This is a genomic window from Lelliottia sp. SL45, from assembly GCF_026672535.1.
GTDB classification, from domain to species: Bacteria; Pseudomonadota; Gammaproteobacteria; order Enterobacterales; family Enterobacteriaceae; genus Enterobacter; species Enterobacter nimipressuralis.
Genome location: NZ_JAPPRH010000002.1, coordinates 55,799 through 76,972, shown reverse-complemented (window position 1 = coordinate 76,972; position 21,174 = coordinate 55,799). Strand labels below are relative to the sequence as shown.

Annotated in this window: 21 protein-coding genes and 2 pseudogenes; 10 read left to right on the top strand and 13 right to left on the bottom strand. The window is 51.6% G+C overall.

All coding sequences use genetic code 11. The annotated features are described in order from the left end of the window. Nucleotides 1-90 precede the first annotated feature (90 nt). The 6 genes from OVA10_RS04245 (at nucleotide 91) to OVA10_RS04220 (ending at nucleotide 8,091) form a co-directional block, all read left to right on the top strand. Nucleotides 91-1,647 (top strand): type I restriction-modification system subunit M, encoded by a 1,557-nt coding sequence (locus OVA10_RS04245; protein ID WP_268195600.1) that lies wholly within the window; start codon nucleotides 91-93, stop codon nucleotides 1,645-1,647. Beyond that, nucleotides 1,644-2,909, top strand: coding sequence for a restriction endonuclease subunit S (locus OVA10_RS04240; protein ID WP_268195456.1), 1,266 nt, complete (start codon nucleotides 1,644-1,646; stop codon nucleotides 2,907-2,909). Before OVA10_RS04245 ends, OVA10_RS04240 begins: the two co-directional genes overlap by 4 nt. 114 nt (nucleotides 2,910-3,023) lie before the next feature. Next, on the top strand, nucleotides 3,024-6,140 hold the full coding sequence (locus OVA10_RS04235; RefSeq protein WP_268195454.1) for an HsdR family type I site-specific deoxyribonuclease: 3,117 nt from the start codon (nucleotides 3,024-3,026) through the stop codon (nucleotides 6,138-6,140). A gap of 54 nt (nucleotides 6,141-6,194) precedes the next feature. Then, nucleotides 6,195-6,920, top strand: a complete 726-nt coding sequence (locus OVA10_RS04230) for a helix-turn-helix domain-containing protein (protein WP_268195452.1) — start codon at nucleotides 6,195-6,197, stop codon at nucleotides 6,918-6,920. 254 nt (nucleotides 6,921-7,174) lie between these two features. Continuing rightward, a complete protein-coding gene (locus tag OVA10_RS04225) occupies nucleotides 7,175-7,507 on the top strand; it encodes a hypothetical protein (protein ID WP_268195450.1) in 333 nt (110 codons plus the stop codon). A gap of 158 nt (nucleotides 7,508-7,665) precedes the next feature. Continuing rightward, on the top strand, nucleotides 7,666-8,091 hold the full coding sequence (locus OVA10_RS04220; RefSeq protein WP_268195448.1) for a hypothetical protein: 426 nt from the start codon (nucleotides 7,666-7,668) through the stop codon (nucleotides 8,089-8,091). A gap of 42 nt (nucleotides 8,092-8,133) precedes the next feature. Here OVA10_RS04220 and OVA10_RS04215 read toward each other — a convergent pair whose 3' ends face one another. After that, nucleotides 8,134-10,182 carry a glycoside hydrolase family 19 protein gene (locus OVA10_RS04215; RefSeq protein WP_268195446.1) on the bottom strand — a complete coding sequence of 683 codons (2,049 nt, stop codon included), beginning with the start codon at nucleotides 10,180-10,182 and terminating at the stop codon, nucleotides 8,134-8,136. A 482-nt stretch (nucleotides 10,183-10,664) separates the two neighbouring features. Further along, a pseudogene (locus tag OVA10_RS04210) lies at nucleotides 10,665-10,892 on the bottom strand (IS5/IS1182 family transposase); the annotation flags it as partial. Here OVA10_RS04210 and OVA10_RS04205 point away from each other — a divergent pair. Next, nucleotides 10,887-11,138: pseudogene (locus tag OVA10_RS04205) on the top strand (Mu transposase domain-containing protein); the annotation flags it as partial. The pseudogenes OVA10_RS04210 and OVA10_RS04205 sit on opposite strands and share 6 nt — an antisense overlap. Before the next feature lie 164 nt (nucleotides 11,139-11,302). Here OVA10_RS04205 and OVA10_RS04200 read toward each other — a convergent pair. Continuing rightward, on the bottom strand, nucleotides 11,303-11,917 hold the full coding sequence (locus OVA10_RS04200) for a DUF2913 family protein (RefSeq protein WP_268195444.1): 615 nt from the start codon (nucleotides 11,915-11,917) through the stop codon (nucleotides 11,303-11,305). Between the two features lie 541 nt (nucleotides 11,918-12,458). Here OVA10_RS04200 and OVA10_RS04195 point away from each other — a divergent pair. Further along, the gene (locus OVA10_RS04195) at nucleotides 12,459-13,328 is read left to right on the top strand and encodes a hypothetical protein (RefSeq protein ID WP_268195443.1); all 870 of its coding nucleotides are present in this window, start codon (nucleotides 12,459-12,461) and stop codon (nucleotides 13,326-13,328) included. Nucleotides 13,329-13,500: 172 nt separating this feature from the next. Here OVA10_RS04195 and OVA10_RS04190 read toward each other — a convergent pair whose 3' ends face one another. From OVA10_RS04190 to OVA10_RS04150, 10 genes are all read right to left on the bottom strand, one after another. Next, complete coding sequence (locus OVA10_RS04190) at nucleotides 13,501-13,899, bottom strand: putative zinc ribbon protein (protein WP_268195441.1); 399 nt, start codon at nucleotides 13,897-13,899, stop codon at nucleotides 13,501-13,503. Nucleotides 13,900-14,103: 204 nt separating this feature from the next. After that, a complete protein-coding gene (locus tag OVA10_RS04185) occupies nucleotides 14,104-14,352 on the bottom strand; it encodes a hypothetical protein (RefSeq protein ID WP_050862697.1) in 249 nt (82 codons plus the stop codon). A 162-nt stretch (nucleotides 14,353-14,514) separates the two neighbouring features. After that, complete coding sequence (locus OVA10_RS04180) at nucleotides 14,515-14,862, bottom strand: hypothetical protein (RefSeq protein WP_268195439.1); 348 nt, start codon at nucleotides 14,860-14,862, stop codon at nucleotides 14,515-14,517. Between the two features lie 2 nt (nucleotides 14,863-14,864). After that, entirely contained in the window at nucleotides 14,865-15,278 is a 414-nt protein-coding gene (locus tag OVA10_RS04175; RefSeq protein WP_268195437.1) for a hypothetical protein, read from the bottom strand. Then, on the bottom strand, nucleotides 15,268-15,414 hold the full coding sequence (locus OVA10_RS26110; RefSeq protein ID WP_164724349.1) for a putative zinc ribbon protein: 147 nt from the start codon (nucleotides 15,412-15,414) through the stop codon (nucleotides 15,268-15,270). Before OVA10_RS26110 ends, OVA10_RS04175 begins: the two co-directional genes overlap by 11 nt. 154 nt (nucleotides 15,415-15,568) lie before the next feature. Next, nucleotides 15,569-15,814 carry a DUF7828 domain-containing protein gene (locus tag OVA10_RS04170; protein ID WP_268195436.1) on the bottom strand — a complete coding sequence of 82 codons (246 nt, stop codon included), beginning with the start codon at nucleotides 15,812-15,814 and terminating at the stop codon, nucleotides 15,569-15,571. Nucleotides 15,815-15,886: 72 nt separating this feature from the next. After that, nucleotides 15,887-16,522: an inovirus Gp2 family protein gene (locus OVA10_RS04165; protein ID WP_268195435.1), complete on the bottom strand. Its 636-nt coding sequence runs from the start codon at nucleotides 16,520-16,522 to the stop codon at nucleotides 15,887-15,889. Further along, complete coding sequence (locus OVA10_RS04160; RefSeq protein WP_268195434.1) at nucleotides 16,515-16,727, bottom strand: hypothetical protein; 213 nt, start codon at nucleotides 16,725-16,727, stop codon at nucleotides 16,515-16,517. The genes OVA10_RS04165 and OVA10_RS04160 overlap by 8 nt, the downstream gene beginning before the upstream one ends. A 963-nt stretch (nucleotides 16,728-17,690) precedes the next feature. Further along, nucleotides 17,691-18,496, bottom strand: a protein-coding gene (locus tag OVA10_RS04155; protein WP_268195432.1) for an IS5 family transposase whose coding sequence is annotated in 2 segments (ribosomal slippage) — nucleotides 17,691-18,143 and nucleotides 18,146-18,496 — 804 coding nt in all. Because the reading frame shifts where the segments join, the coding sequence is not laid out codon by codon here. A 24-nt stretch (nucleotides 18,497-18,520) separates the two neighbouring features. Further along, nucleotides 18,521-19,483 carry a hypothetical protein gene (locus tag OVA10_RS04150; RefSeq protein WP_268195431.1) on the bottom strand — a complete coding sequence of 321 codons (963 nt, stop codon included), beginning with the start codon at nucleotides 19,481-19,483 and terminating at the stop codon, nucleotides 18,521-18,523. Nucleotides 19,484-19,808: 325 nt separating this feature from the next. Between OVA10_RS04150 and parM the strand changes: the two genes are divergently transcribed. Both parM and OVA10_RS04140 read left to right on the top strand, forming a co-directional pair. After that, nucleotides 19,809-20,765, top strand: a complete 957-nt coding sequence (parM, locus tag OVA10_RS04145; protein ID WP_268195430.1) for a plasmid segregation protein ParM domain-containing protein — start codon at nucleotides 19,809-19,811, stop codon at nucleotides 20,763-20,765. 7 nt (nucleotides 20,766-20,772) lie between these two features. Continuing rightward, complete coding sequence (locus OVA10_RS04140) at nucleotides 20,773-21,114, top strand: plasmid partitioning/stability family protein (RefSeq protein ID WP_326493391.1); 342 nt, start codon at nucleotides 20,773-20,775, stop codon at nucleotides 21,112-21,114. The last annotated feature ends 60 nt before the right edge of the window (nucleotides 21,115-21,174 follow it).

Sequence of the window (21,174 nt, the reverse complement as noted above, 5' to 3'; positions counted from 1 at the left end):
GGAACTGTTTTTCTGGTTCTCTGATGGTATTATTTCCGGCCAAAAACATCACCGCCTCGTGATGAGATAAGAACAACAGGAAATATGACCATGACAAGTCTTCAGCAACGCGCAGAGCTCCAGCGCCAGATATGGCAAATCGCCAGTGACGTCAGGGGCTCAGTTGATGGATGGGATTTCAAGCACTACGTGCTGGGCACCCTCTTCTATCGCTTCATCAGCGAAAACTTTGCCCGCTATATTGAAGGCGGCGACCCGGGTATCCGTTACGCCGAGCTGAAGGATGAGGTCATCACCGACGACATCAGGGATGATGCCATTAAAACCAAAGGCTACTTTATTTATCCCGGCCAGCTTTTCTGCAACGTCGCAGCCCGGGCTAATACCAACGAGCGGCTGAACGCTGATTTAAACAGCATCTTTGTCGCCATTGAAAGCTCGGCTACCGGTTACCCTTCAGAGGCGGATATCAAAGGCCTGTTTGCTGATTTTGATACCACCAGCAGCCGCCTGGGAAGCACCGTTAAAGAGAAAAATGCGCGTCTGGCCGCGGTACTTAAAGGTGTGGAAGGGTTAAAGCTTGGTAATTTTGATGAGCATGAGATTGACCTCTTCGGGGATGCGTATGAATTCCTGATTTCTAACTATGCCGCAAATGCCGGCAAATCCGGCGGGGAGTTCTTCACGCCGCAGCACGTTTCAAAACTGATTGCACGGCTGGCGATGCACGGTCAGGCGTATGTGAACAAAATCTATGACCCTGCTGCAGGTTCTGGCTCGCTTCTGCTGCAGGCCAAAAAGCAGTTTGATGACCACATCATTGAAGAGGGTTTCTTCGGGCAGGAAATCAATCACACCACCTATAACCTCGCCCGCATGAACATGTTTCTGCACAACATCAATTACGACAAATTCGACATCAGGCTGGGCAACACCCTGACAGAACCGCATTTTAGTGACGAGAAACCGTTTGATGCGATTGTCTCCAACCCGCCATACTCGGTAAAGTGGGCCGGAAGCGATGACCCGACGCTGATTAATGACGAACGCTTTGCACCTGCCGGCGTGCTCGCCCCGAAATCAAAAGCCGACTTTGCGTTTGTGCTTCATGCGCTGAACTATCTGTCAGCAAAAGGCCGCGCCGCGATTGTCTGCTTCCCGGGTATTTTCTACCGCGGGGGCGCTGAGCAAAAAATTCGTCAGTACCTGGTCGATAACAACTATGTTGAGACGGTAATTTCACTCGCACCAAACCTGTTCTTTGGCACCACTATTGCCGTTAATATCCTGGTGCTGTCAAAGCATAAGACAGATACCAGCGTTCAGTTTATTGATGCAAGCGGATTGTTTAAGAAAGAGACCAATAATAACATTCTCACCGATGACCATATCGAACAGATTATGCAGGTGTTTGGCAGTAAAGCTGATATTGACCACCTCGCTAAAACCGTCCCTTATGAAACGGTATCTTCAAATGGCTATAACCTGTCAGTCAGCAGCTACGTCGAAGCCAGGGATACACGTGAAATCGTTAATATCACGGAGCTGAATGCCGAACTGAGAACCACCGTCATCAGAATCGACCAGTTACGCAACGACATTGATGCGATTGTGGCTGAAATTGAAGGTAGCGAGGCGCAGGCATGAACGGACTGAGTTATCTGGAAAAACTGCTGGATGGGGCTGAGGTTGAGTGGATGTCGCTGGGAGATATTGGCAATTTCATACGTGGCAACGGACTACAAAAAAAAGACTTCGCTGAAAGTGGGTTTCCAGCAATACACTATGGTCAGATTTATACAATGTATGGGTTACAAGCTGAAAAAACATTTAGTTACGTGTCACCAGAACTGGCAAATAAGCTAAGAAAGGCTCAAAAAAATGACTTATTGCTAGCAACAACATCCGAAAACGATGAGGACGTCGTAAAACCTTTAGCCTGGCTTGGTGATAAAACAGCTATTTCCGGAGATATGATGTTATTTCGCCATGGGCAAAATGTTAAATATCTCGCCCATTTTTTCCAATCCGAAATATTTCAAACGCAAAAAATCAAATATATTACCGGGGCTAAAGTTCGCCGAGTTTCCAGTAGAGATTTAGCTAAAATTATAATCCCCATACCCTGCCCGGACAATCCTGCAAAGTCTCTCGCCATCCAGTCGGAAATCGTCAGGATTCTGGACACATTTACCGCGCTTACCACTGAGCTTACCACTGAGCTTACCACTGAGCTTACCATGCGAAAAAAACAGTACAACCACTATCGCGACCTGTTGCTGAGTTTTGAAGAGGGTGAGGTTGAGTGGAAGACATTGGGTGAGATAGCGAAAATACAGCGAGGCGCGTCCCCCAGACCAATAGCACAATATATGACCGAGGCGGATGATGGTATCCCATGGATAAAAATCGGTGATACATCCCCAGGCTCAAAATATATCAATGGTACAGCGCAAAAGGTAACTCCGGATGGGGCGAAAAAATCCCGAATTCTAAACCCTGGCGATTTTGTTATATCAAACTCAATGAGTTTTGGCAGGCCATATATCCTAAGTATAACAGGAGCCATCCATGATGGATGGGCATCAATCAGCGATTTTAGCGAAAGGCTGGACTCTGATTATCTGTACCATTATCTTTCATCGCAAAGAGTTAAAAACTATTGGGGAAGTAAAATCAATAGTGGCTCTGTCAGCAATTTGAATGCAGATATTATAAAAACATTACCTTTACCTTTACCTGATATACAAAAGCAAAAGTGGATTGCTACGTTGCTCGATAAATTCGACACACTTACAAGCTCCATCAGCGAGGGTATCCCCCGTGAAATCGAGCTACGTCAGAAGCAGTACGAGTACTATCGCGATTTGCTGTTCAGCTTCCCGAAACCAGAAGCCACCAGCAACTGACAGGCATTGATACCAGTAGGGTATGTTTTCACCCGCCCAGTATCAGGCCTAAAAATGCCGGAAGATGCTTCTGATACCCTTCCGGGCTTTGCCAGATGACGCACAGGATGCACCATGACACAACAGACACACACCATTGCTGAATCCAATAACTTTATCGTCCTTGATAAATACAGCAATGTTCACGAAACCGCAGACAGCTACCAGAGCGAGGCTGACCTGGAGCGGGAGCTGATTCAGGATCTGCTTAATCAGGGTTACGAGTATATCTCCGTAAAGTCGCCGGCGGCGATGCTGGCGAATGTGCGGGACCAGCTTCAGCGTCTTAATGGTGTGGTGTTTAACGAAAGTGAATGGCGGCGTTTCGCTGAGCAGTTTCTGGACAGCCCCGGTGACAGCAGCCTGGACAAAACCCGTAAAATCCACATCGACTATATCTGCGATTTCATTTTCGACGACGGGCGCCTGGAAAATATCAGTCTGATTGATAAAAAAAACCTGCTGCGCAATAAGGTGCAGGTCATTCAGCAGTTCGAGCAGACCGGCTCACACGCTAACCGGTACGACGTTACGATTCTGGTCAATGGCCTGCCGCTGGTGCAAATCGAACTCAAAAAACGCGGCGTGGCCATTCGCGAAGCCTTTAACCAGATACACCGCTACACTAAAGAAAGTTTTAACGGTGACAGCTCCCTGTTTAAATACCTGCAGTTGTTTGTTATTTCCAACGGCACTGATACCCGTTACTTTGCCAGCACCACTCAGCGTGACAAAAACAGTTTTGATTTCACCATGAACTGGGCACAATCGGATAACACCCTGATTAAGGACCTTAAGGACTTTACCGCCACCTTCTTCCAGAAGCACACCCTGCTCAACGTGCTCTTTAATTACAGCGTGTTTGACTGCAGCCAGACGCTGCTGGTAATGCGTCCCTACCAGATTGCCGCCACCGAGCGTATTCTGTGGAAAATCAACAGCTCTTTTAAAGCGAAGAACTGGTCAAAACCCGAAAGCGGCGGGTTTATCTGGCATACCACCGGTTCAGGCAAAACACTGACCAGCTTTAAGGCTGCACGACTGGCTACGGAGCTGGACTTTATTGATAAGGTTTTCTTCGTGGTCGACAGGAAAGACCTCGATTACCAGACCATGAAGGAATACCAGCGTTTCTCGCCGGACAGCGTCAACGGTTCGGACAATACCGCCGGCCTCAGAAGAAATCTGGAAAAGGATGATAACAAAATTATCGTCACAACCATTCAGAAGCTTAATAACCTGATGAAAGCCGAAACTGACCTGCCCGTCTATCAGCAGCAGGTGGTGTTTATCTTTGATGAATGTCACCGCAGCCAGTTTGGCGAGGCTCAGAAAAACCTCAAAAAGAAATTCAGACGCTTTTATCAGTTCGGGTTCACCGGTACCCCTATTTTTCCGGAAAATGCTTCGGGCGCAGAAACCACCGCCAGCGTCTTCGGGCGTGAGTTACATTCCTACGTGATTACGGATGCGATACGGGATGAAAAGGTGCTGAAGTTTAAGGTGGATTATAACGATGTCCGCCCACAGTTTAAGGCACTTGAAACGGAAACTGACGAGAAAAAACTCAGCGCCGCTGAAAACCAGCAGGCCTTCCTTCACCCCCTGCGCATCAGGGAAATCACGCAGTACATCCTCAATAACTTCCGCCAGAAAACGCACCGAACCTTCCCGGGCGCTAAGGGCTTTAACGCCATGTTAGCAGTGAGCAGCGTGGACGCTGCAAAAGCCTATTACACAATGCTCGGGTATCTGCAGGAAGAAGCGGCAAAGAAAACAGAAGGCTATAAGCAGCTTCGTGTGGCAACCATCTTCTCCTTTGCAGCCAATGAAGAGCAAGGCGCTATTGGTGATATTACCGACGAAAGCCTGGACACCGGCGCGATGAACAGCAGCGCGAGAGAGTTTCTGGATGCGGCCATTAATGACTATAACAACCATTTTAAAACCAATTTCAGCACCGACAGTAACGGTTTCCAGAACTACTACCGCGATTTAGCTCAGCGGGTCAAAAATCAGGATGTTGACCTTCTCATCGTGGTGGGAATGTTCTTAACCGGCTTTGATGCTCCGACGCTGAACACTCTGTTCGTTGACAAAAACCTCCGGTATCACGGCCTGATGCAGGCGTTCTCGCGTACCAACCGCATCTTTGATGCCACCAAGACCTTTGGCAATATCGTCACGTTCCGTGACCTTGAGCGGGCGACCATTGACGCCATCACGCTGTTTGGCGACAGGAATACCAAAAATGTGGTACTTGAAAAAAGCTATGACGAGTACATGCAGGGCTTTACCGATGCGGCAACCGGCGAAGCCAGGCGAGGTTTTATGGCCGTGGTTTCGGAGCTTGAGCAGCGTTTCCCCGATCCGGCCAGTATCGAAAGCGAAAAAGAGAAAAAGGCTTTCGTCAGGCTCTTTGGTGAATATCTGCGGGCAGAAAACATCCTGCAAAACTACGATGAGTTTGCTGCCCTGAAATCGCTGCAGAGTGTCGACATCAGTGACCCGCAGGCAGTGGAGGTCTTCAGGGCTGAGCACTATATTGATGATGAAAAATTTGCTGAACTGCAGACCCTTCGCATTCCTGCCGAACGCAGAATTCAGGACTATCGTTCAGCCTACAATGATATCCGCGACTGGCAGCGGCGCGAGAAGGCAGCAAATGACAGGGACAAATCAGCCACTGACTGGGATGACGTGGTTTTTGAGATTGAACTGCTGAAATCTCAGGAAATTAACCTCGACTATATTCTTGGCCTGATTTTCGACCATAACAGGGAGAAGAAAGGTAAGGAAGCCCTGACTGAAGAGGTCAGACGCCTGATCCGCGCCAGTCCGGGCAACCGTGCCAAAGAAGGCCTGGTTGTTGATTTTATTCAGCAGACTGACCTGAGCGAACTGCCGGACAAAGCCAGTATCATCGATGCGTTCTTCATCTTCGCACAACGTGAACAGCAGCGGGAAGCGGACGCTCTGATTATCGAAGAAAACCTCAATGAAGAGGCTGCGCGACGTTATATCCGCACATCGCTGAAACGGGAGTATGCGAGCGAAAACGGGACGGAGCTGAACGAGACATTGCCCAAAATCAGTCCTTTAAATCCGCAGTACAAAGCGAAAAAACAGACCGTTTTTCAGAAGATTGGCGCATTCATTGAGAAATTTAAAGGCGTCGGCGGGAATATTTAATCATGCGACCGCAGGAATTCAGCGACAGCGCATTCATCACCAGCAGGGAGACAGGTGACCAAGGCGGATGTGGATTACCGGATTGGAAAATACGCTTTTGAAGAAACAGACGAAACGCCCGTGCTGGCGCGTCAGTGGCCGGATGTCCTGGAAGAATGCCGTGAGCGTCAGGCAGGGCCAGGTGAACGACTGCGGATCGCTCTGATGAATGTGGATTACGTGACCAGCTTTGAACTGCCCTTTCGTCTGCTTCTGCTCAGAACCCCTCAACTGATTGCAGGACTGCGTGACGATTTTCAGCTTAGCCAGAAAAGCGCTACATTCAACGGAAAGCGTTTTGGTTGTGTTTACAGCCTGAAAGAGGATATGAGCAGCATACCCGACACGTTCAGCTACCGTATGACGACCCGGATCAACCGCATTGATAAGCAGGGCATCTCTGCTGAGCCCTGGCGTCAGATAGCCAGAACAGTAAAAGCGCCTCGTGAACGACTGAAGCAGGCGCTCGAATCGGGTCTGCAGATCACCGCGCTGGACGGGTTGTTCTGGTTTGGGATCCAGCGAATGGCAGCGGAGATCTGTGTGCTGAGAAAAAAGGGAATGCGCATTATCTCTGAAACAGTGCTGGTGCAGGATAATCTGACCGGAACCACAAGGCTGGTTCCGGTCTACACGCTTGCTGCATACGCCAACAAACTCGTGAACAAAAACGATGATAGCTTTTCTGCACTGAAATTAAACAATGCAAAATGGCCTCAGCATCCCCCGACAGTACGATAACGTCTTCGAGAAGAACCGTAATAAGCATGGCGAAGCTACGTTGTGTTTGTTAAGGCAGCTGGAAATCAGTAAGATCTTATCTGCGGGGTAAAAATCTCCACAGCAATCAGGTCGTTCAACAACGGCACATTCCTGTACATCACGTATTACGGGACGTTAGCGACAGCTGAGTACGCTGATTGATTTTTTGAGGGGGACAAAGAACGCTCCGTCCCCGCCACAAAATCACCATTAACATTGCAGGAGTGAATAAGATGGCTGATAAAGCGCAATTCTTTAAAGTAAATTACCGTACAGCGTTCGAAAATGGTTCAGTAATTGTACCTGCCTTATCTCATTTAGATGCGGAAAATACAATAAAAAATTCTATGTGTAATGTACTAGATACAGAATTTTTAGGATGGCAAAGCGTTAGCATTACCTTAGAGAATGATACAAGTTACTATTTTGAAGCTAATTTTCAAGACTATGCTTTATATTACAATGAGGAAACACTAGGATTCCAATTCTTAAGTTATCACTTTCATCAGGAAATACAAGGGCTTAAGCAATTGTACCGAGAAACAACCGGAAATGACCCCTATTAATGTTGGTTCGCACAATGACGTTATGTGTAAATAGGCAGCTGCGGTGCTGGATTCTCGCAGCTGCCTATTCAACATAACGCGTGTTACATTATGCGCACCAAAAAAAAGGATACGAAGAATTGTCCGCATTGTGCGGGTGAAACCCTAAGGAGAAGCATGTGAAGAATTCACTCATTTTATTTACAGCTCTTGTTTTATCTATCGGCCACGCCACAGCCAGAGAAACTATTTTTTCGTGCGTTACGGATAATGGAAAACTAGTTAAAGTTGTAAAGGATGGAGATCAAGCTATTTATGAATTGCACAATAAAAAAAACAAGTTAGAGATATCCCTGAAGAACGTAATTGCATCAATGAATATTGTTTTCAGTGAGCCTGACGGTTCAGAAATAACTACCAGTGTTCCATTCAAAAACGGATCATTCATTTATGATGTATTCACCAGTACAGATAGGTTAACAGAAGAACACCCATCACAATCAGGTGTTATTGTTTCAAAAAACAATGTTTTTTTGGCTAATTTGAAATGTAAGAACGATTCAATTAAAGGTAACCTCCTTGATATTGATACCGAGCTTCAATAGTAAATAACTGCCTCTATCTCAGAGGCAGTTTAGTTCGCTCAACTAAAATACATCAGAAAATATCTTTTCATTCACAAATGAAACCAAATTATTATATCTTTTGTCATAGCTATTTGTGTGTTTATTTACAATCATGGTGATCCCATCAGCTTGTGTTCGGCTGTATCCACCGTCAGCTATAGTGTAAAGATTGTTGTCATCCCAAAAGAATAACGCAGAACGTACAGCAAGCTTTATATCTGTTGCGATAAGCTCTGGTTTTTCCTCATAATTTATAGAATCACCCCATGTCTTTTTAGAGTATCCAGTGAAGGCTTTATAATTTTTCCTTCCAGTAAGCTGTTTCATTCCCCTGCCCTTATAGCGCCATCCATCCCCAGGTTCTGTATTACCATTACGTCCACCATAAGCTTTATTGGCAATCGCTTCCTGATCTGCTCTGTGTGCAGCTGTTCGACCGTCAACTTGCTGTTCATCGGGATGCAATCGGTAATATTTAAATAGCCCAGGAAGCGCAGTTGCTGCGTAATTTAAATCCTCATCAATCATGAACGTAGCCCCCGTTTCCTGATAAACCTGAGCCATAAAGTGATACAGCCTAACCTCAGTATTGAGATGACAACGTTCCAGATTATCGTTTAGCTCATCCGCCACTTGCTGGAGAACCTCGTCGCTGACATTGCGACTATTCGTCCATATCTTACGCAACATTGGCAGCGTGATTTTGCCACCTGCGGGCTTAAGCATCTCCAGAAACTCAAGCGGATGAAAATGCCATACTGACCGCTGACTGGCGAACGGAGGAACCTTATCCATCCAGCGCGTGGCGTCCAGAAATCCCCCGTTAGCCAGCTGCACAACCGGACTTTCATCCCTGTCCTTAAATACCGATGACCAGCGCGTATCTTCGCGGGTACTGTGCCAGTCGCTGTCGTGTTTCACTATCAGCCGCCGCGCATATTCCGGGATGTTCATCTGGTTCGTATGCAGTGCGCCGAACAGCAGTTCGTCCTGAGATTTATCGGGATACGGGTCAGGCGGTCTTCTGTTTTCAGCGTTGTGGATCAGGCTGTCATAAAACATTTTTGCCTGTGCAGATGCAGGTCCTTTTTCGCTGTCAAAGTGCGAGCTGATGCTTTTCAGGGCATCAATAACCCACCGTTCATCCAGCGTGCGGGTAAAATCGGTTGTATGTTCAGCTTTAATACAGTCAAAGTTTAGCCCGGCTAAATCGTGCTGGCTGAGCTGCTCCACGTCGTCCTGGTGCACCCACGTATGCGGGCGGATCTGAAAGTATGTGACCCCGGTTTTATCCGTAAACGGGTACGTGGCATCACGCGGAATAATTTTCCCTGCATCGGCACGGGTAATGGCGCTCATCTGCTCAAAGGTACTTTCCTCCCCCTCCCCGTTTCGCAGGTACATCGGCCGTTTGAGCTTCAACTTAATGAACTGTTTGCCCGTTTTGATACCCTTCACGTTGGCCACCACATCCGGCACATGCTCGTCGACGCTCAGCAGCTCGATATGGGCTTTATAGTCCGTGCTAATAATCTGCGGATAGTTATCTTCGTCTGCCAGATCCTGAGCGCCGAGGAACCCGACCGGATCCCCCGCTTTCACCGCCACTTTCAGCGGCGCAGTCGGCACCACCACATCATCAAACACGCCGTGATTCAGTGCGCTGTGCATCCAGTCAGGCAGACACACGTAACATTCGCCGTCAGGCTCCAGATATTCCGGGCGCATCGAGATCCAGAACAGTTCTCCGGCGGGCTTACCGTCCTGAAGACGCTGCACCAGAGCAAACGGCTCAGGCCGTTGTTCCAGCAGAAACGATTTTTGTTGCAGCACAACAATCGTTTCACTCTGCATCAGCGTTCTGGCATGGCCGAGGTTATTTATCAGCACGTCCGGCACGATTTCACGGCTGTCATCGTAGCGGGAATGTTTGCGCATTCTCACCCCGTGGCCTTTCTGCGTGACCCGGTAAAGCGGACGTTTCGGGAATTCTGACAGTGGCGCAATGTGCATGTAAAGCTGGTACAGCGTCAGCCAGGAGGATTCATCCTGCTCGTCGGGCTTGTACACTGATCTGACCAGCACGAAGGTGCCGGACTGGCGAAGGGGGCGTTCCTGATAACACTCGATAGCCGCGTAATCGCGGTTAACCCGCCATGCCACCACCTCGCCGTCCATCATGAACTGGAGCGGCACCGATTTTTCAGGCGTTTCCGGATCCAGCACCGAGGCAGGGGACGATGACGTCCCGATGTGGATCCCACCGTGCCAGAAACGACTGATGCCAAGTAACCACCAACCGTGTGCGTTTTTGCTGATATCGGTCAGCAGTTCATCATAGTTCTTATAATCCCGTCCGTCGGCTTTCCGTACCGGATAACGCATGTTCATCCTTTTTTCCTTAAGGTAAATCTCTCAAACCTTAATCATCGCAGGGACTTAAAAAAAGGGAAGTGGAAATTAACGTAACTTTATTGCAACATATGACAAAAAGTTGGCTTTGTTGAATTAATCAGAGTTAGTGAGAAGATGGTTCCCGCTGGTACCGTCTGTTATGCGATCCGTACGCTATCCGGCATACCCGGCATCGTCATCCGGTTCAGCGCTTTCGCAATCGCTTCCCCCACCTGCGCGTCGTAGTCCCTCAGGCTCAGATGTCCACCCAGCAACGTTTTGATACGGAACATCGCAGTTTCTGCCACTAAACGTCGGTGATAGCCCACTTTCTTTTTCCAGACATCGTTGCTGCCGCTCAGATGCTGATTCGCCACTGCGTGGTTATCGATTACCACGTTGAGTATGAGCAGCACCACTACTCGGTTCCTCATCAGTACGTTGGCCATAAGGTGGAGCTGCATGCCTTCGATAACCTGCTTGAGGTCTGGGTGGGGGACCAGATGATAGCGACACACCCACGTCGCCTCCATCCGGGGAACACTACGACGGCGGAGCACATGCCGGAACGCCACCGCCATCATCAGCAGTGGACACCGGGACGACTGAAAAACTGGGCCGCCGGCGTGGGGTCCGACATCCGTGCTGTTAAGCTCCCCGCCAGCCCACACCTCCTGTTCCGAAAAAACCATCAGAGTTCAGACCGTTTGGCGCTTCTTCACAGCGTTCACTCAGCTGCGGGCCAGGCACGCCCTGCTGTTTACCGGTCGCTCACGGGTACGGTCAACGAAGCGCTTCAGGCGCCGTCTGAAGAGGGTTTAACGATAATGAGGTCCGGCTCTGCGACCTCAGACTGCAGGGCAAATGCCGACAGGGTATCGCGTACCGTATCCGGCTCACCGGTGGTCATGAACGTGACCGGCCCCAGCAGCCTGCCTGCGTCCGAGAACTGGCGCACCAGCTCTGATTTGCGGACCAGCAGGGCCCGCTCCCCGGCATACTCATCACGAAGACTCTCCCGCCGCCATTCCTTATCCGTCACCACCGCATTTATCCAGCCCTGCGATTTTAGCCGGTCAATGGCAAACGTCAGGCGGTGCAGTTCAGACTGCGCCTGCACCGGACCACTGCTGGCGGCAAGCACGCCCTCCAGACGCTGCTGAAGCTGCGCGCCCGCCCCCTTCTGTCGCCCGCACCGCAGCAGGTCTTCAATTTCATCGGCGATGGCGCGGGAAAAGCGTTTCTGCCGCTGCGCAGCTCCAAGCCAGCGCATCAGGAAGGCGTGCGCCATCAGCGGGGACAGCGCCTGACCGTCGCGCTGCGCAAGCCTGAGCGCCACAAGCGCACACCAGGCCAGATGCCCCAGCGCGGCCAGGGTTTCTTCTGCAGTAAATGTGTTGTTCTGTTTCATGGTGCCGGAGTATAAACGGAGGGATACAAGATGAAAGTGTGTTTTTCTGAAATTACCGCACGAGTACTGAATAAGGCGACCGACTTGACGCGTGTTAACCCCGTCAGTGAAAAAGGTACCGGTGAATTAAAATACCCTCAGAAGCCAGATCCCCGGAAACCAGGGACTGAGTGATATAAATGCAAATGTGCGAAAACGCTCATCAAACATCACTGCACTCTACTCGCTGTTAACGACAGATACATAAATCGAATAAATTGCGGCGCCTGGTGCCTCCAGGTGAACCTGTATTTAGCCACTACAGATCCGCTCTCAGGTGTGCTTTTTGGGTAATACCAGCTAAACAGCCCCGCCGCAGAAGGGGATTCACCGCAACCGGGATGGCGCTACGGCGTCCACCGCCTGACTCAACGATGCCCTGATTTTCACTCGCCGTAACGCCATTTCGGTTGAGGACCGCTAAGTTACAATATTCAGCATAATTCCACTGTGCAAAAAATGCGGAAATATAATCAGCCCGCCACCACGGTTTAAAAAAATTATGTTTTTTTTGATATGCAAAATTAACAACCAGGAGCGCTATGAATATTTTTATTTGTATGTAATGTTTGTTATGCGTCTGGTATATCCATCAGGCTTCCTGTTTATCTGGGGTGTTTCATTTACCAGTAGCCGCACTGTGCGGCTTTTTTTTATTTTTTCTGACCGGGTAATTTTACTCATCCCCCCTGTAACGGAAGTGCCCACCTGCTTTTTAACGTCAGGATTTGCATTAAAAAGTTCATACGTCATTTTTCATTTATTAATTTCTGAGACAGGAAGCATGCACATGGTTTCATACAACAAAAATCCGATCCCCGTCATTGACCACAGCGAGCGCGTGGATCAGCTATTGAAACGCTATGAACAAGCACTGGGCCCCGATCTCCGGGCCTATCGTGGCCACATTCTCCGCGTCCTCAGTTATGCCATGTTCTTCCTGGGCGATGCGCAGGAGAAGCGTGCTCTGGTAGAGACTGCGCTGGTCTATCACGACATCGCACTGTGGACACACCATGAACTCGCCTACCTCGGCCCCTCGGAGGACCTGGCCGTGCGTGATAATCGCGAACTGGGCCTGGGTCTGGATGAAGATGTACTGCGTGCAATTATCCACTGGCATCACAAGATCACGCCTTATGCCGGTCCGGGCGTGGAGGCCGATGTCATCGAGGCCGTACGCAAGGCCGACTGGATTGACGCAACCCAGGGCAAACGCCGCATGGGACTCACACGGGAACAGATTCTGCAGGTGGAGGCCTCGATCCCCAGCCACGGCTTCTCCGGAGTGCTGCAGCGTATGGCTAGAGATCTGGGTGGATGTCCCGTGCGTGGCAATCTGCGCGTACTGCGCCACGTGTTTAAATGGTAAGCACGCTGCTGGTCAGGTATTACGCTCTTTACATTTACTGGTGCTGAATGGCGGTAATTGAGCCGCGTCTGGCACAATCCTTTACGCGCCCTCCCTGTGCTGCACAGGAATATTCCTGTCTGGTGCAATGCCGGGGGAGCGTAGTGTGGTGCTGTCCTCCCCCCACGGTACATTATCCTGGCCTGTCGTGCGGCTTTTCGATGCTGAAAATGCCCGTCCCGCAGGTCGTACAGCATTTTTCACCGCAGTAATCTCCGCGGCACATTACGCAGTGCCAGGACAGTACCGGCACGATATCCTCCAGCCCGTTGATTATTCTGCGCATCGCCCTCGCCCTGGCTTCGGCTTTGATCGCCGGATCCTGGTGTACACACCTCATCAGCACCTCCAGAGCGGCATCCTGCAGATCGTGCTCAAACCACGCCTGCAGCGGCGGTATTGCCGGATGGTGTATCAGGGTGCAGCCGCAGGACGTGCAGCTCAGCGGCTTTTCAGGGGGCGACAACACCTCACTCGCCGTCACAAAATGCCCCTTATGATCGAGAGCAAGATAAGATTTCAGGAGCCGCATGGTGTCCCCCCGGCGCGTTTGCATTTGTGAGGGATAGCCCGCATCAGGGCACTGACGTACGTCATCTTTTTTCCTTACCGCCACACGACACGCAGGCGCCTGGCGTCCCGGTACGGGCAGCCCGGTGAAGCATGCATGGCGGGGTTGTGATATCGCAGGAAGCGGGGAGGATCGGCCGATCGTCCCCTGTATCCTGCCCGGGCACTACGGGAGTGGGCTGTCGCTGTCGTCGGCGTGGTCAGCCTTCTCCAGCAGCGGGCATACGATCTTCTGTTCAGGTGAGGCTGCATCCGGATCGTGAATAAAATGGTCGAAATCGAACACGGCTTCGGCCACCGGCACCATCAGCGCACCGCAAAGCACGCAGTAATGACGCCAGATAAACCACGCATCCTGCGCATAAACCAGATCACCGTGTTCGTCCAGGGCATACATAATCTTTACCGGCTCCATCAGGTTCCCTCCGGCGTAACGGGCTGTTCACTGGCCGCACCCGCGGCGTGAATGTTCATCATGTTCATGTTTTACCTTTGCTGAAAATGGATAGGGAGGCTCCGTGACCCCGCCTCAAAAATGTTCCGGGGATGGTCAATAATCACCGTGACCGGCTGAAGGTCAGAGTGCCGGTATGGCGCACTGATCGTCCTCACAGTACGGGCACATCCGGGGCCCGTACCAGCGGCTACGGCACGGGATGCAGTACCAGCGCTGCGTCACGGTGGCCTGGCGGGGCGTGCGCCTGCGCTCGCGGGGCATGCGCGGACACGTCGCCGCTTTTACGATCGCCACGTTGTTGTGGAGGCTGTGCACAAACTGGCGAACGCCATCGAGGGTCGTCAGCAGCAGCCCGCCACCGCAGCCTTCACCGACATACAGAACCCGGTCGCTGAGGCCCGGCGCTGAAGCCCGCACGCGTCTGCCACCGGCACCGATGGCGTAGCTGATGGTGGTGGTAAAGTACACGCTCACCCTCCCTGAAAAACCGGTGACAGCGGCATGACCTCACGCACCAGGGCCGCGTATTGCAGGGGATAAGGTCCGGTATCTTCCCGGCTAACCTGCAGCCAGACGGGGGCGGATAACAGGCACCGGATGCCAGCGGGATGAACCGCTGACCAGGCCTCGCCGGCCAGGGCAAGGAGCGCGCCGGTCTGGCATTGCCGCGAGCGATCGTGCCGGGGGCGGTAAAGGCTGTGCTGACTGAGCAGCACCAGGATCGGCATGGCGGCAACGGAAGATCTGCCCCATAGCATTCGGATGTACGTCGGCGGAGCCGGTAACGGGCACGTTGCGCGCAGCGCGAGCAATGCCGGATACGGGTCAGTCGCCGCGCGAAGCAGGCGCAGACGCGCGTCAGCCACGGGGTTCTTACCGTCCATCGCGCATGCCCCGGGTCAGGAGCGGCACGCTGAACAGCGCGCTGCGGCAGAAAGAACAGGATTTAGCCCCGCTGTACTGGCGGTGACACTGCGTGCAAACCCAGCGGGTTGCTGAAGCATAAATGGGGTGGTTCATGGGATAGCCTTACTGTATCAATGGCACAGGAAGCCCTGCGACAGGTTCAGCGAACGTCGCATGCGGCAGGGCGCGTGCAGGTTTAAGGGGCGTCGGGTGACGTTCTGATGAGCAGGGTCACGGTCGCGGCGGTTCGCTGGCGTGGCGCATCACGTCAGGTGTTGCGTTTTGTGGGTTCTCCTTTCGGCGGGCGCGGGATGTAAGGGCAGGTGGTGAGGCCCCGTTCCGTCAGCTCAGGGACGATATGCAGAAAATGCGCCTGCACCTCGTCGGTGGCGGGCACGATTTCCATCGGGCAGTCGCAGTGGACGCACCAGAATTTCCAGGGCGCTCTCATGCCTTGCGCTGATACCAGGTATCCGAATTCGATAACTGCATGGTGCACCGGTTTTTGTTTCATATGACTCCTGAGGGTTAACGCAGTCCGGACAGCAGAGCCGCTGTCCAGAATATGGTGCACCGCGGTAAAAACTTACCGCTGGCTTGCCCCTATCGACCGGGCCGCCGGGCTGTACGCCTTGCTTCGCTCTTTGGCAAGGTAGCTGGCACGGAACATGAACCTCCTGTAATTCGCGGGAAAACCGGAACACCCGGTGTCGAGCACGGTGCTCGCCCTGTCAGGAAAATGCACCAGAGCCCGGTGTTCATCGTGTCCCTTCAGGTTCAGCGCGCTTAACCAGGCATCCTGAATGAGGGTGCGCAGGCTCGATTTTGCCGGATCGAATGCCCCCAGCTGCCAGAAGAGATCTTTGTTGAAGAACAGCACAAGGTGGTAATGGGAGTGGACGGCGCTGTCGATTTCTTTGATCCAGACATAACGCGGCGTACAGCGGTGGGCCTGCCTGCCCTGTTTGTTAAGCCGGTGCCGGTAATGACTGATTTTGCTTTTCAGGGACGCGGTAAACCGGCTTAGCGGACAACCGGATAAATTTGGTAAGCATGTGAGCGCGTCGTCGCTGAACCATTGCGGCGAGAAGTGTAAATCCACCCGCACGGCTAATGTCCGGGGGTGATCATCCAGCGCGAGGCGGGTCACCCTGTGCAGTATGTCAAGGTAATCGGCATTCAGCGGTCCCTGAGTGCGATCGTATAAATCCGGTTCAAACATGGTGAAGCTCCTTTGTGGCAATACGGATGCGCAGACGCACGTCGGGAGCACGCCGCGCAGGGGGAAAATGAACGGGATGGAGTAGCAAAAGGTTAAAAACGCGAGCCGCCAGTACGACGGCGTTACGCGGGAAAGGTGCCCCCGGATCGTCACCGCGTCTGACAGGCCCCATGCTGCCCAGGCCTCCCGCGGAAGGGATCGACATGGCGTTGACGCACCTGCTGCAACAGAACCCCGTTAACGGCCATCAGCGCTTCCCTGACCCCGCAGATACGATGGCGAACACAAGCGATGCCCGGCGCTGACACCAGGAACCGATAAGGGTTTTACCGCTGCCAGGAACATGTCCGGCGTCGCGATGAACCGCCTTATGCCGGATAATCAAACGCCTCGTGCAGGATCAGGGCCGAACGGAGGAAACGAATACGCCTGCGGGACTTAACGGAGCAGGAATACCCTCGTGGTGGCAGGACAACCGGGTGAATCTTTACGCTCACCGACAGCCATTTCGACGGCGATCCCTGAATGGATACCCCTGAGGTTAATAACATCTGCAGCGGGTCATCTGAAGCCTGATGACCTCCCTCCTGGTGGTTAAACGTCTTCGGATGAACAGCGATCGGTTCGCTCCTGGCGTAATTGCACCAGACGAAATCGCTCTGATCCCCCTCCCGGGAAGAGGTACCTGATAATAATCACCGCGGAGAGAAGCCTGTCTGAGCGTTAATAAATTCGGATGCGTTTTACCCCGGACAGGGTTCACTGAAAGCCGTACCCTTCCACGCGTAACAATACCCGTTGAAATGACGCTTACACCTGACGGCAATAGCAATAAGCAGGATGAGAACCACCTGAAGAAAAGACTAATCTGGCTGAGCTACCCCTGACGGAAGTACTAATCAAAATAAGATTTAAGTGAAGTGATTTTACTTAAAGCACTCATAACAGCGCGTGTAGTATTTGTGTTAGTTGTAATGGAATTAGCGTAATAGCCATTCGTAATGCAACCTGAAGTAACACTGATAAAATACCCATCGGGGTGATGATCAATCCTGACGATAATAACAAGGCTCCTGATGAGAACCACCTGATGATAAATACTTACCTGACGGATTTCTTCATGACAGTAATACTTATTAAGCTGGCTGTAGCAGGCAGTATTAAGAGCCTATCTCAATAGGACTTTATTCCAGACAATAAGACCACAGGCAAAATGCAACATGGCCTCGTAATTTTCAGTCTTCTTTTCCCATCGTGTCAGAACCCGGCGAAAGCGATTCATCCAGCTATGAGTTCTTTCGACAACCCAGCGATGGGCTTTGAAGTCCGTGTTTTTACTGGCATCTGACTCTTCTTTACGGGACTGGATATGCGGCTCGTAGCGGCGGCTCTGCAGATATGTTTTCAGCCAGCCTGCATCGTAACCTTTGTCCAGGCAGAGTCTGAGTTTTTGCCCCGGACGACCCGTCTGAAGGGCATCGAGCGTATCCGCAACCAGTTTGATGTCGTGCGTGTTCGCTGCTGAGACAACCAGCGACAGAGGAAGCCCGCTGGCGTCCGTCAAAAGGCTGCGCTTTACGCCTTGTTTCCCTCTGTCAGTGGGGTTACGGCCTGTTTTTTTGTTCCTGACAGCGGCGATTTGGTCATACAGCCGTCCATTGACAGCCAGGACCAGTCAATGCTGTCCAGATGCCCGCAGGCAAGCAAACCGTTCTGCCAGAAGCGCTCGAAGACTCCGGCATCGCGCCATTCCTGAAAGCGCCGGTGTGCAGAACTCGATGAACATATCCCGGTGGCGTTCAGGGCGTTCCACTGGCAACCGGTCCTGAGGACGAAGAATATGGCGTCCATGGCAGCGCGGTTATCAACGCGTTTCCGGTGCGTACCGAGTGGATGGCAGGTTTTGTGCTCAGGGATAAGCGGTGCCATTTTTTCCCAAAGTTCATCGCTGATCCGCCATTTGCTGCCTGTCATCTTTTCACCTTCAGAAATTATCAGTTACGACATCTGACAATCCCTTATGGGATAGGTTCTTAATTTGGACTGCTTTTTTTGTACATGCCGCTTTTGCGAGGGGGAAAGATATCTTCTGTAGACCTCCTCAGTAAACATCATGATGAGCCTTACACTCGTGATGCTAAAATAATCATAATCACAGACTTCCCCCTTTTCTTGTGCGTTTTCACGGGCTTTCTTACCATATAAACCACTGAAGTAATCATTGTACAGTTCGTTACCATCTTCACTGTAAATAAAAGTGAAATAAATCGCATTTGCAAAATTTTCCAGCATTGCTGCTTTTGATGTATGCTTCCGATATATACCCATTACACTTTCTGCCGCATCCCGATGATAAAGTCGCCTTAACTCATACCAAAGAAAAGATAATGTCGGTACAGCGGCGTCGAGAAAGAATGGTTTATCTTCAGGAATGAGCTGCTTCTTGTTATCAACTAACGTTGCAAGACACTTATCCAGATTCTCCTTACTACCGCAGGAATGCAGTAACGCCTGGTACAGACTTCCCTGAAATCCCGTGGGAGGATTTTCGTTAAGGACACACTCTCTTTCGCTCATGTTTGCAAGGCGATATTGCCTGAACCCTTCAGCTTTGCGTCTTATGGTTTCCGGGACGATCATGGCACCGGCAGGAAATTTGTATTTTGGTATGAACAACTGCATTTCTGTGCTGATGCCTGCCATTTCTTTTAACGCCTGCATAAGTGCATAAAGCCCGCACAAGTATTTTACCTGGTGAACAAAAAATAAGGAGCCACTGTCAGTATGAGATAAAACGATGGGATTCAAAACGTTATTCATGGGGGCGCAGGTGCGACCACTTCTTCTGAGGACCTGCTGAACATGAAGCCATGCCTTACTTCCCTTAAGGGCTTTAACACGGCCTTTAACCCCTGCATTATTTATAGCTTCATACCTTCGCATGATGTCATGGCTATGCATTAACCAGCCTCCCCGAACCCATAAAAATCATCACCCTCGCAGCATGCACCTTTTATCACGCCATTATCACAGTTTTCAACCTCTGCCGGTGAGTTGCTGGCTTAAACCTTCTTTAGGCTCCATTGCGCCCCAGCTGACGACGTCGCCATGACGAGGGGCAAAATGACATACGGGAACCCTGTCCCCATAACCGGATTGACTCACCGCGGGCTTTTACGCGCCACGCACTTTTTCCTGTGAGCCGTTTACCTGCGTCTCATTTTTGTCTCAGCAATGGCGCACAGCCTGCGCGTGGCTCAGCATCAGCTCAGTAACGACTCAAATAATGCGTATTTTTATCGACGATGGTTCAACCAATATCAAGGTACTCTGGGAACACCAGGGCCGGACGCACACCCACGTCAGCCCCAACAGCTTCAGGCGCGAATGGTGCGCAACGCTCGGCACAGGGAAGGCATTCAACTACATCGCGGGTGGTGAGCGGTATTCATTTGACCGGATCTCACCGGATACGCTGCCGACGAATCACATCGAATGGCAGTACAGTCCGCTTAACGCCGTGGCGGTGCATCACGCCCTGCTGACGAGCGGCCTGATGCCTCAGGAGGCCGAAATTGTGGTCACCCTGCCGCTCAGTGAGTTTTACGATGAATACGCCCAGGTTCGCACTGAGAACATCGACCGCAAGAAGAAAAGCCTGCGCCAGGCCGTTGAACTTGATAAGGGCAAGGTATTTACGATTTCCCGCGTCATCGTTCGGCCTGAGTCCATTCCCGCCGGCATCGGGCTGTGCGATAAGCTCTTACCCACGCATTCCGTGCTGATTATTGACCTGGGCGGAACCACGCTCGATATCGCGATGGTTGCAGGCCAGATGTCATCCATCTCGCGTATCCAGGGCTACCCTGATCTCGGGATATCGCTGGTCACCGATGCGGTTGGGCAGGCGCTACGAAGAACCCATATGGAGACCTCACGTTACAATATGGATCAGCTCATCATCAACCGTCACGACGACGTTTTTATGAAAAACAACATCAACGATCCCGGGGCAGTTGAGGAGGTCAGACAGGCTATCCGGCAGGGTATCGAACGTCTCTGCGACCGGGGCATTGAGATCATCGACAGGTTTAAAGGATACACGCATGTGACGGTAGCGGGTGGAGGCGCATTCCTGGTGGCCGACGCCATCCGCGATCATGTAAACCTGCGCAACGATCGTTTTTATGTCGCTGACGATCCGCAGCTCGCGCTGGTGCATGGTCTGCTGGCGCTGGGGTAAGGGAGTATTGCCGATGAACCGCAGAAAAGTGCTGATTTACCTGCGCCCGGAGACGCATGCCGGTGAACGCATTGCTGACAGCTACCTTGATGCCTGCCCGCGTGGCGATCGCAGCGAACAGGCCAGAACGGCGTTGCTGGCAGGCATTGCGCTGGGGCAGATCGACGCCAGGCTGCCCCCGTTACTGGCCGCACTGCTGGCGGACGATACCGGTGCAGACACACTGCTGAGGATGCTCACGTCGTTTCTGAACGTGCCTGCGGCGATCCCGGCCCCTGGGGTACAGCTTGAGCAGCCGTCACCGGTAAGCAAGTCGGCCACAAACCTTGCCGGGATGCTGCCGGGGTAGTTGAACACCGTTGCAAAACGGCATAAAGAGGACACTCAGCCCCACAGGGCCGGGTGTTCT

Excerpts from the sequence above, each read along its gene's own strand:
- OVA10_RS04245 (WP_268195600.1), top strand. The coding sequence starts at position 91 with ATGACAAGTCTTCAGCAACGCGCAGAGCTCCAGCGCCAGATATGGCAA.
- OVA10_RS04240 (WP_268195456.1), top strand. The coding sequence starts at position 1,644 with ATGAACGGACTGAGTTATCTGGAAAAACTGCTGGATGGGGCTGAGGTT.
- OVA10_RS04235 (WP_268195454.1), top strand. The coding sequence starts at position 3,024 with ATGACACAACAGACACACACCATTGCTGAATCCAATAACTTTATCGTC.
- OVA10_RS04225 (WP_268195450.1), top strand. The coding sequence starts at position 7,175 with ATGGCTGATAAAGCGCAATTCTTTAAAGTAAATTACCGTACAGCGTTC.
- OVA10_RS04200 (WP_268195444.1), bottom strand. The coding sequence starts at position 11,917 with ATGAAACAGAACAACACATTTACTGCAGAAGAAACCCTGGCCGCGCTG.
- OVA10_RS04195 (WP_268195443.1), top strand. The coding sequence starts at position 12,459 with ATGTTTTTTTTGATATGCAAAATTAACAACCAGGAGCGCTATGAATAT.
- OVA10_RS04190 (WP_268195441.1), bottom strand. The coding sequence starts at position 13,899 with ATGCGGCTCCTGAAATCTTATCTTGCTCTCGATCATAAGGGGCATTTT.
- OVA10_RS04185 (WP_050862697.1), bottom strand. The coding sequence starts at position 14,352 with ATGGAGCCGGTAAAGATTATGTATGCCCTGGACGAACACGGTGATCTG.
- OVA10_RS04175 (WP_268195437.1), bottom strand. The coding sequence starts at position 15,278 with ATGGACGGTAAGAACCCCGTGGCTGACGCGCGTCTGCGCCTGCTTCGC.
- OVA10_RS26110 (WP_164724349.1), bottom strand. The coding sequence starts at position 15,414 with ATGAACCACCCCATTTATGCTTCAGCAACCCGCTGGGTTTGCACGCAG.
- OVA10_RS04170 (WP_268195436.1), bottom strand. The coding sequence starts at position 15,814 with ATGAAACAAAAACCGGTGCACCATGCAGTTATCGAATTCGGATACCTG.
- OVA10_RS04165 (WP_268195435.1), bottom strand. The coding sequence starts at position 16,522 with ATGTTTGAACCGGATTTATACGATCGCACTCAGGGACCGCTGAATGCC.
- OVA10_RS04160 (WP_268195434.1), bottom strand. The coding sequence starts at position 16,727 with ATGTCGATCCCTTCCGCGGGAGGCCTGGGCAGCATGGGGCCTGTCAGA.
- OVA10_RS04150 (WP_268195431.1), bottom strand. The coding sequence starts at position 19,483 with ATGCATAGCCATGACATCATGCGAAGGTATGAAGCTATAAATAATGCA.
- parM (WP_268195430.1), top strand. The coding sequence starts at position 19,809 with ATGCGTATTTTTATCGACGATGGTTCAACCAATATCAAGGTACTCTGG.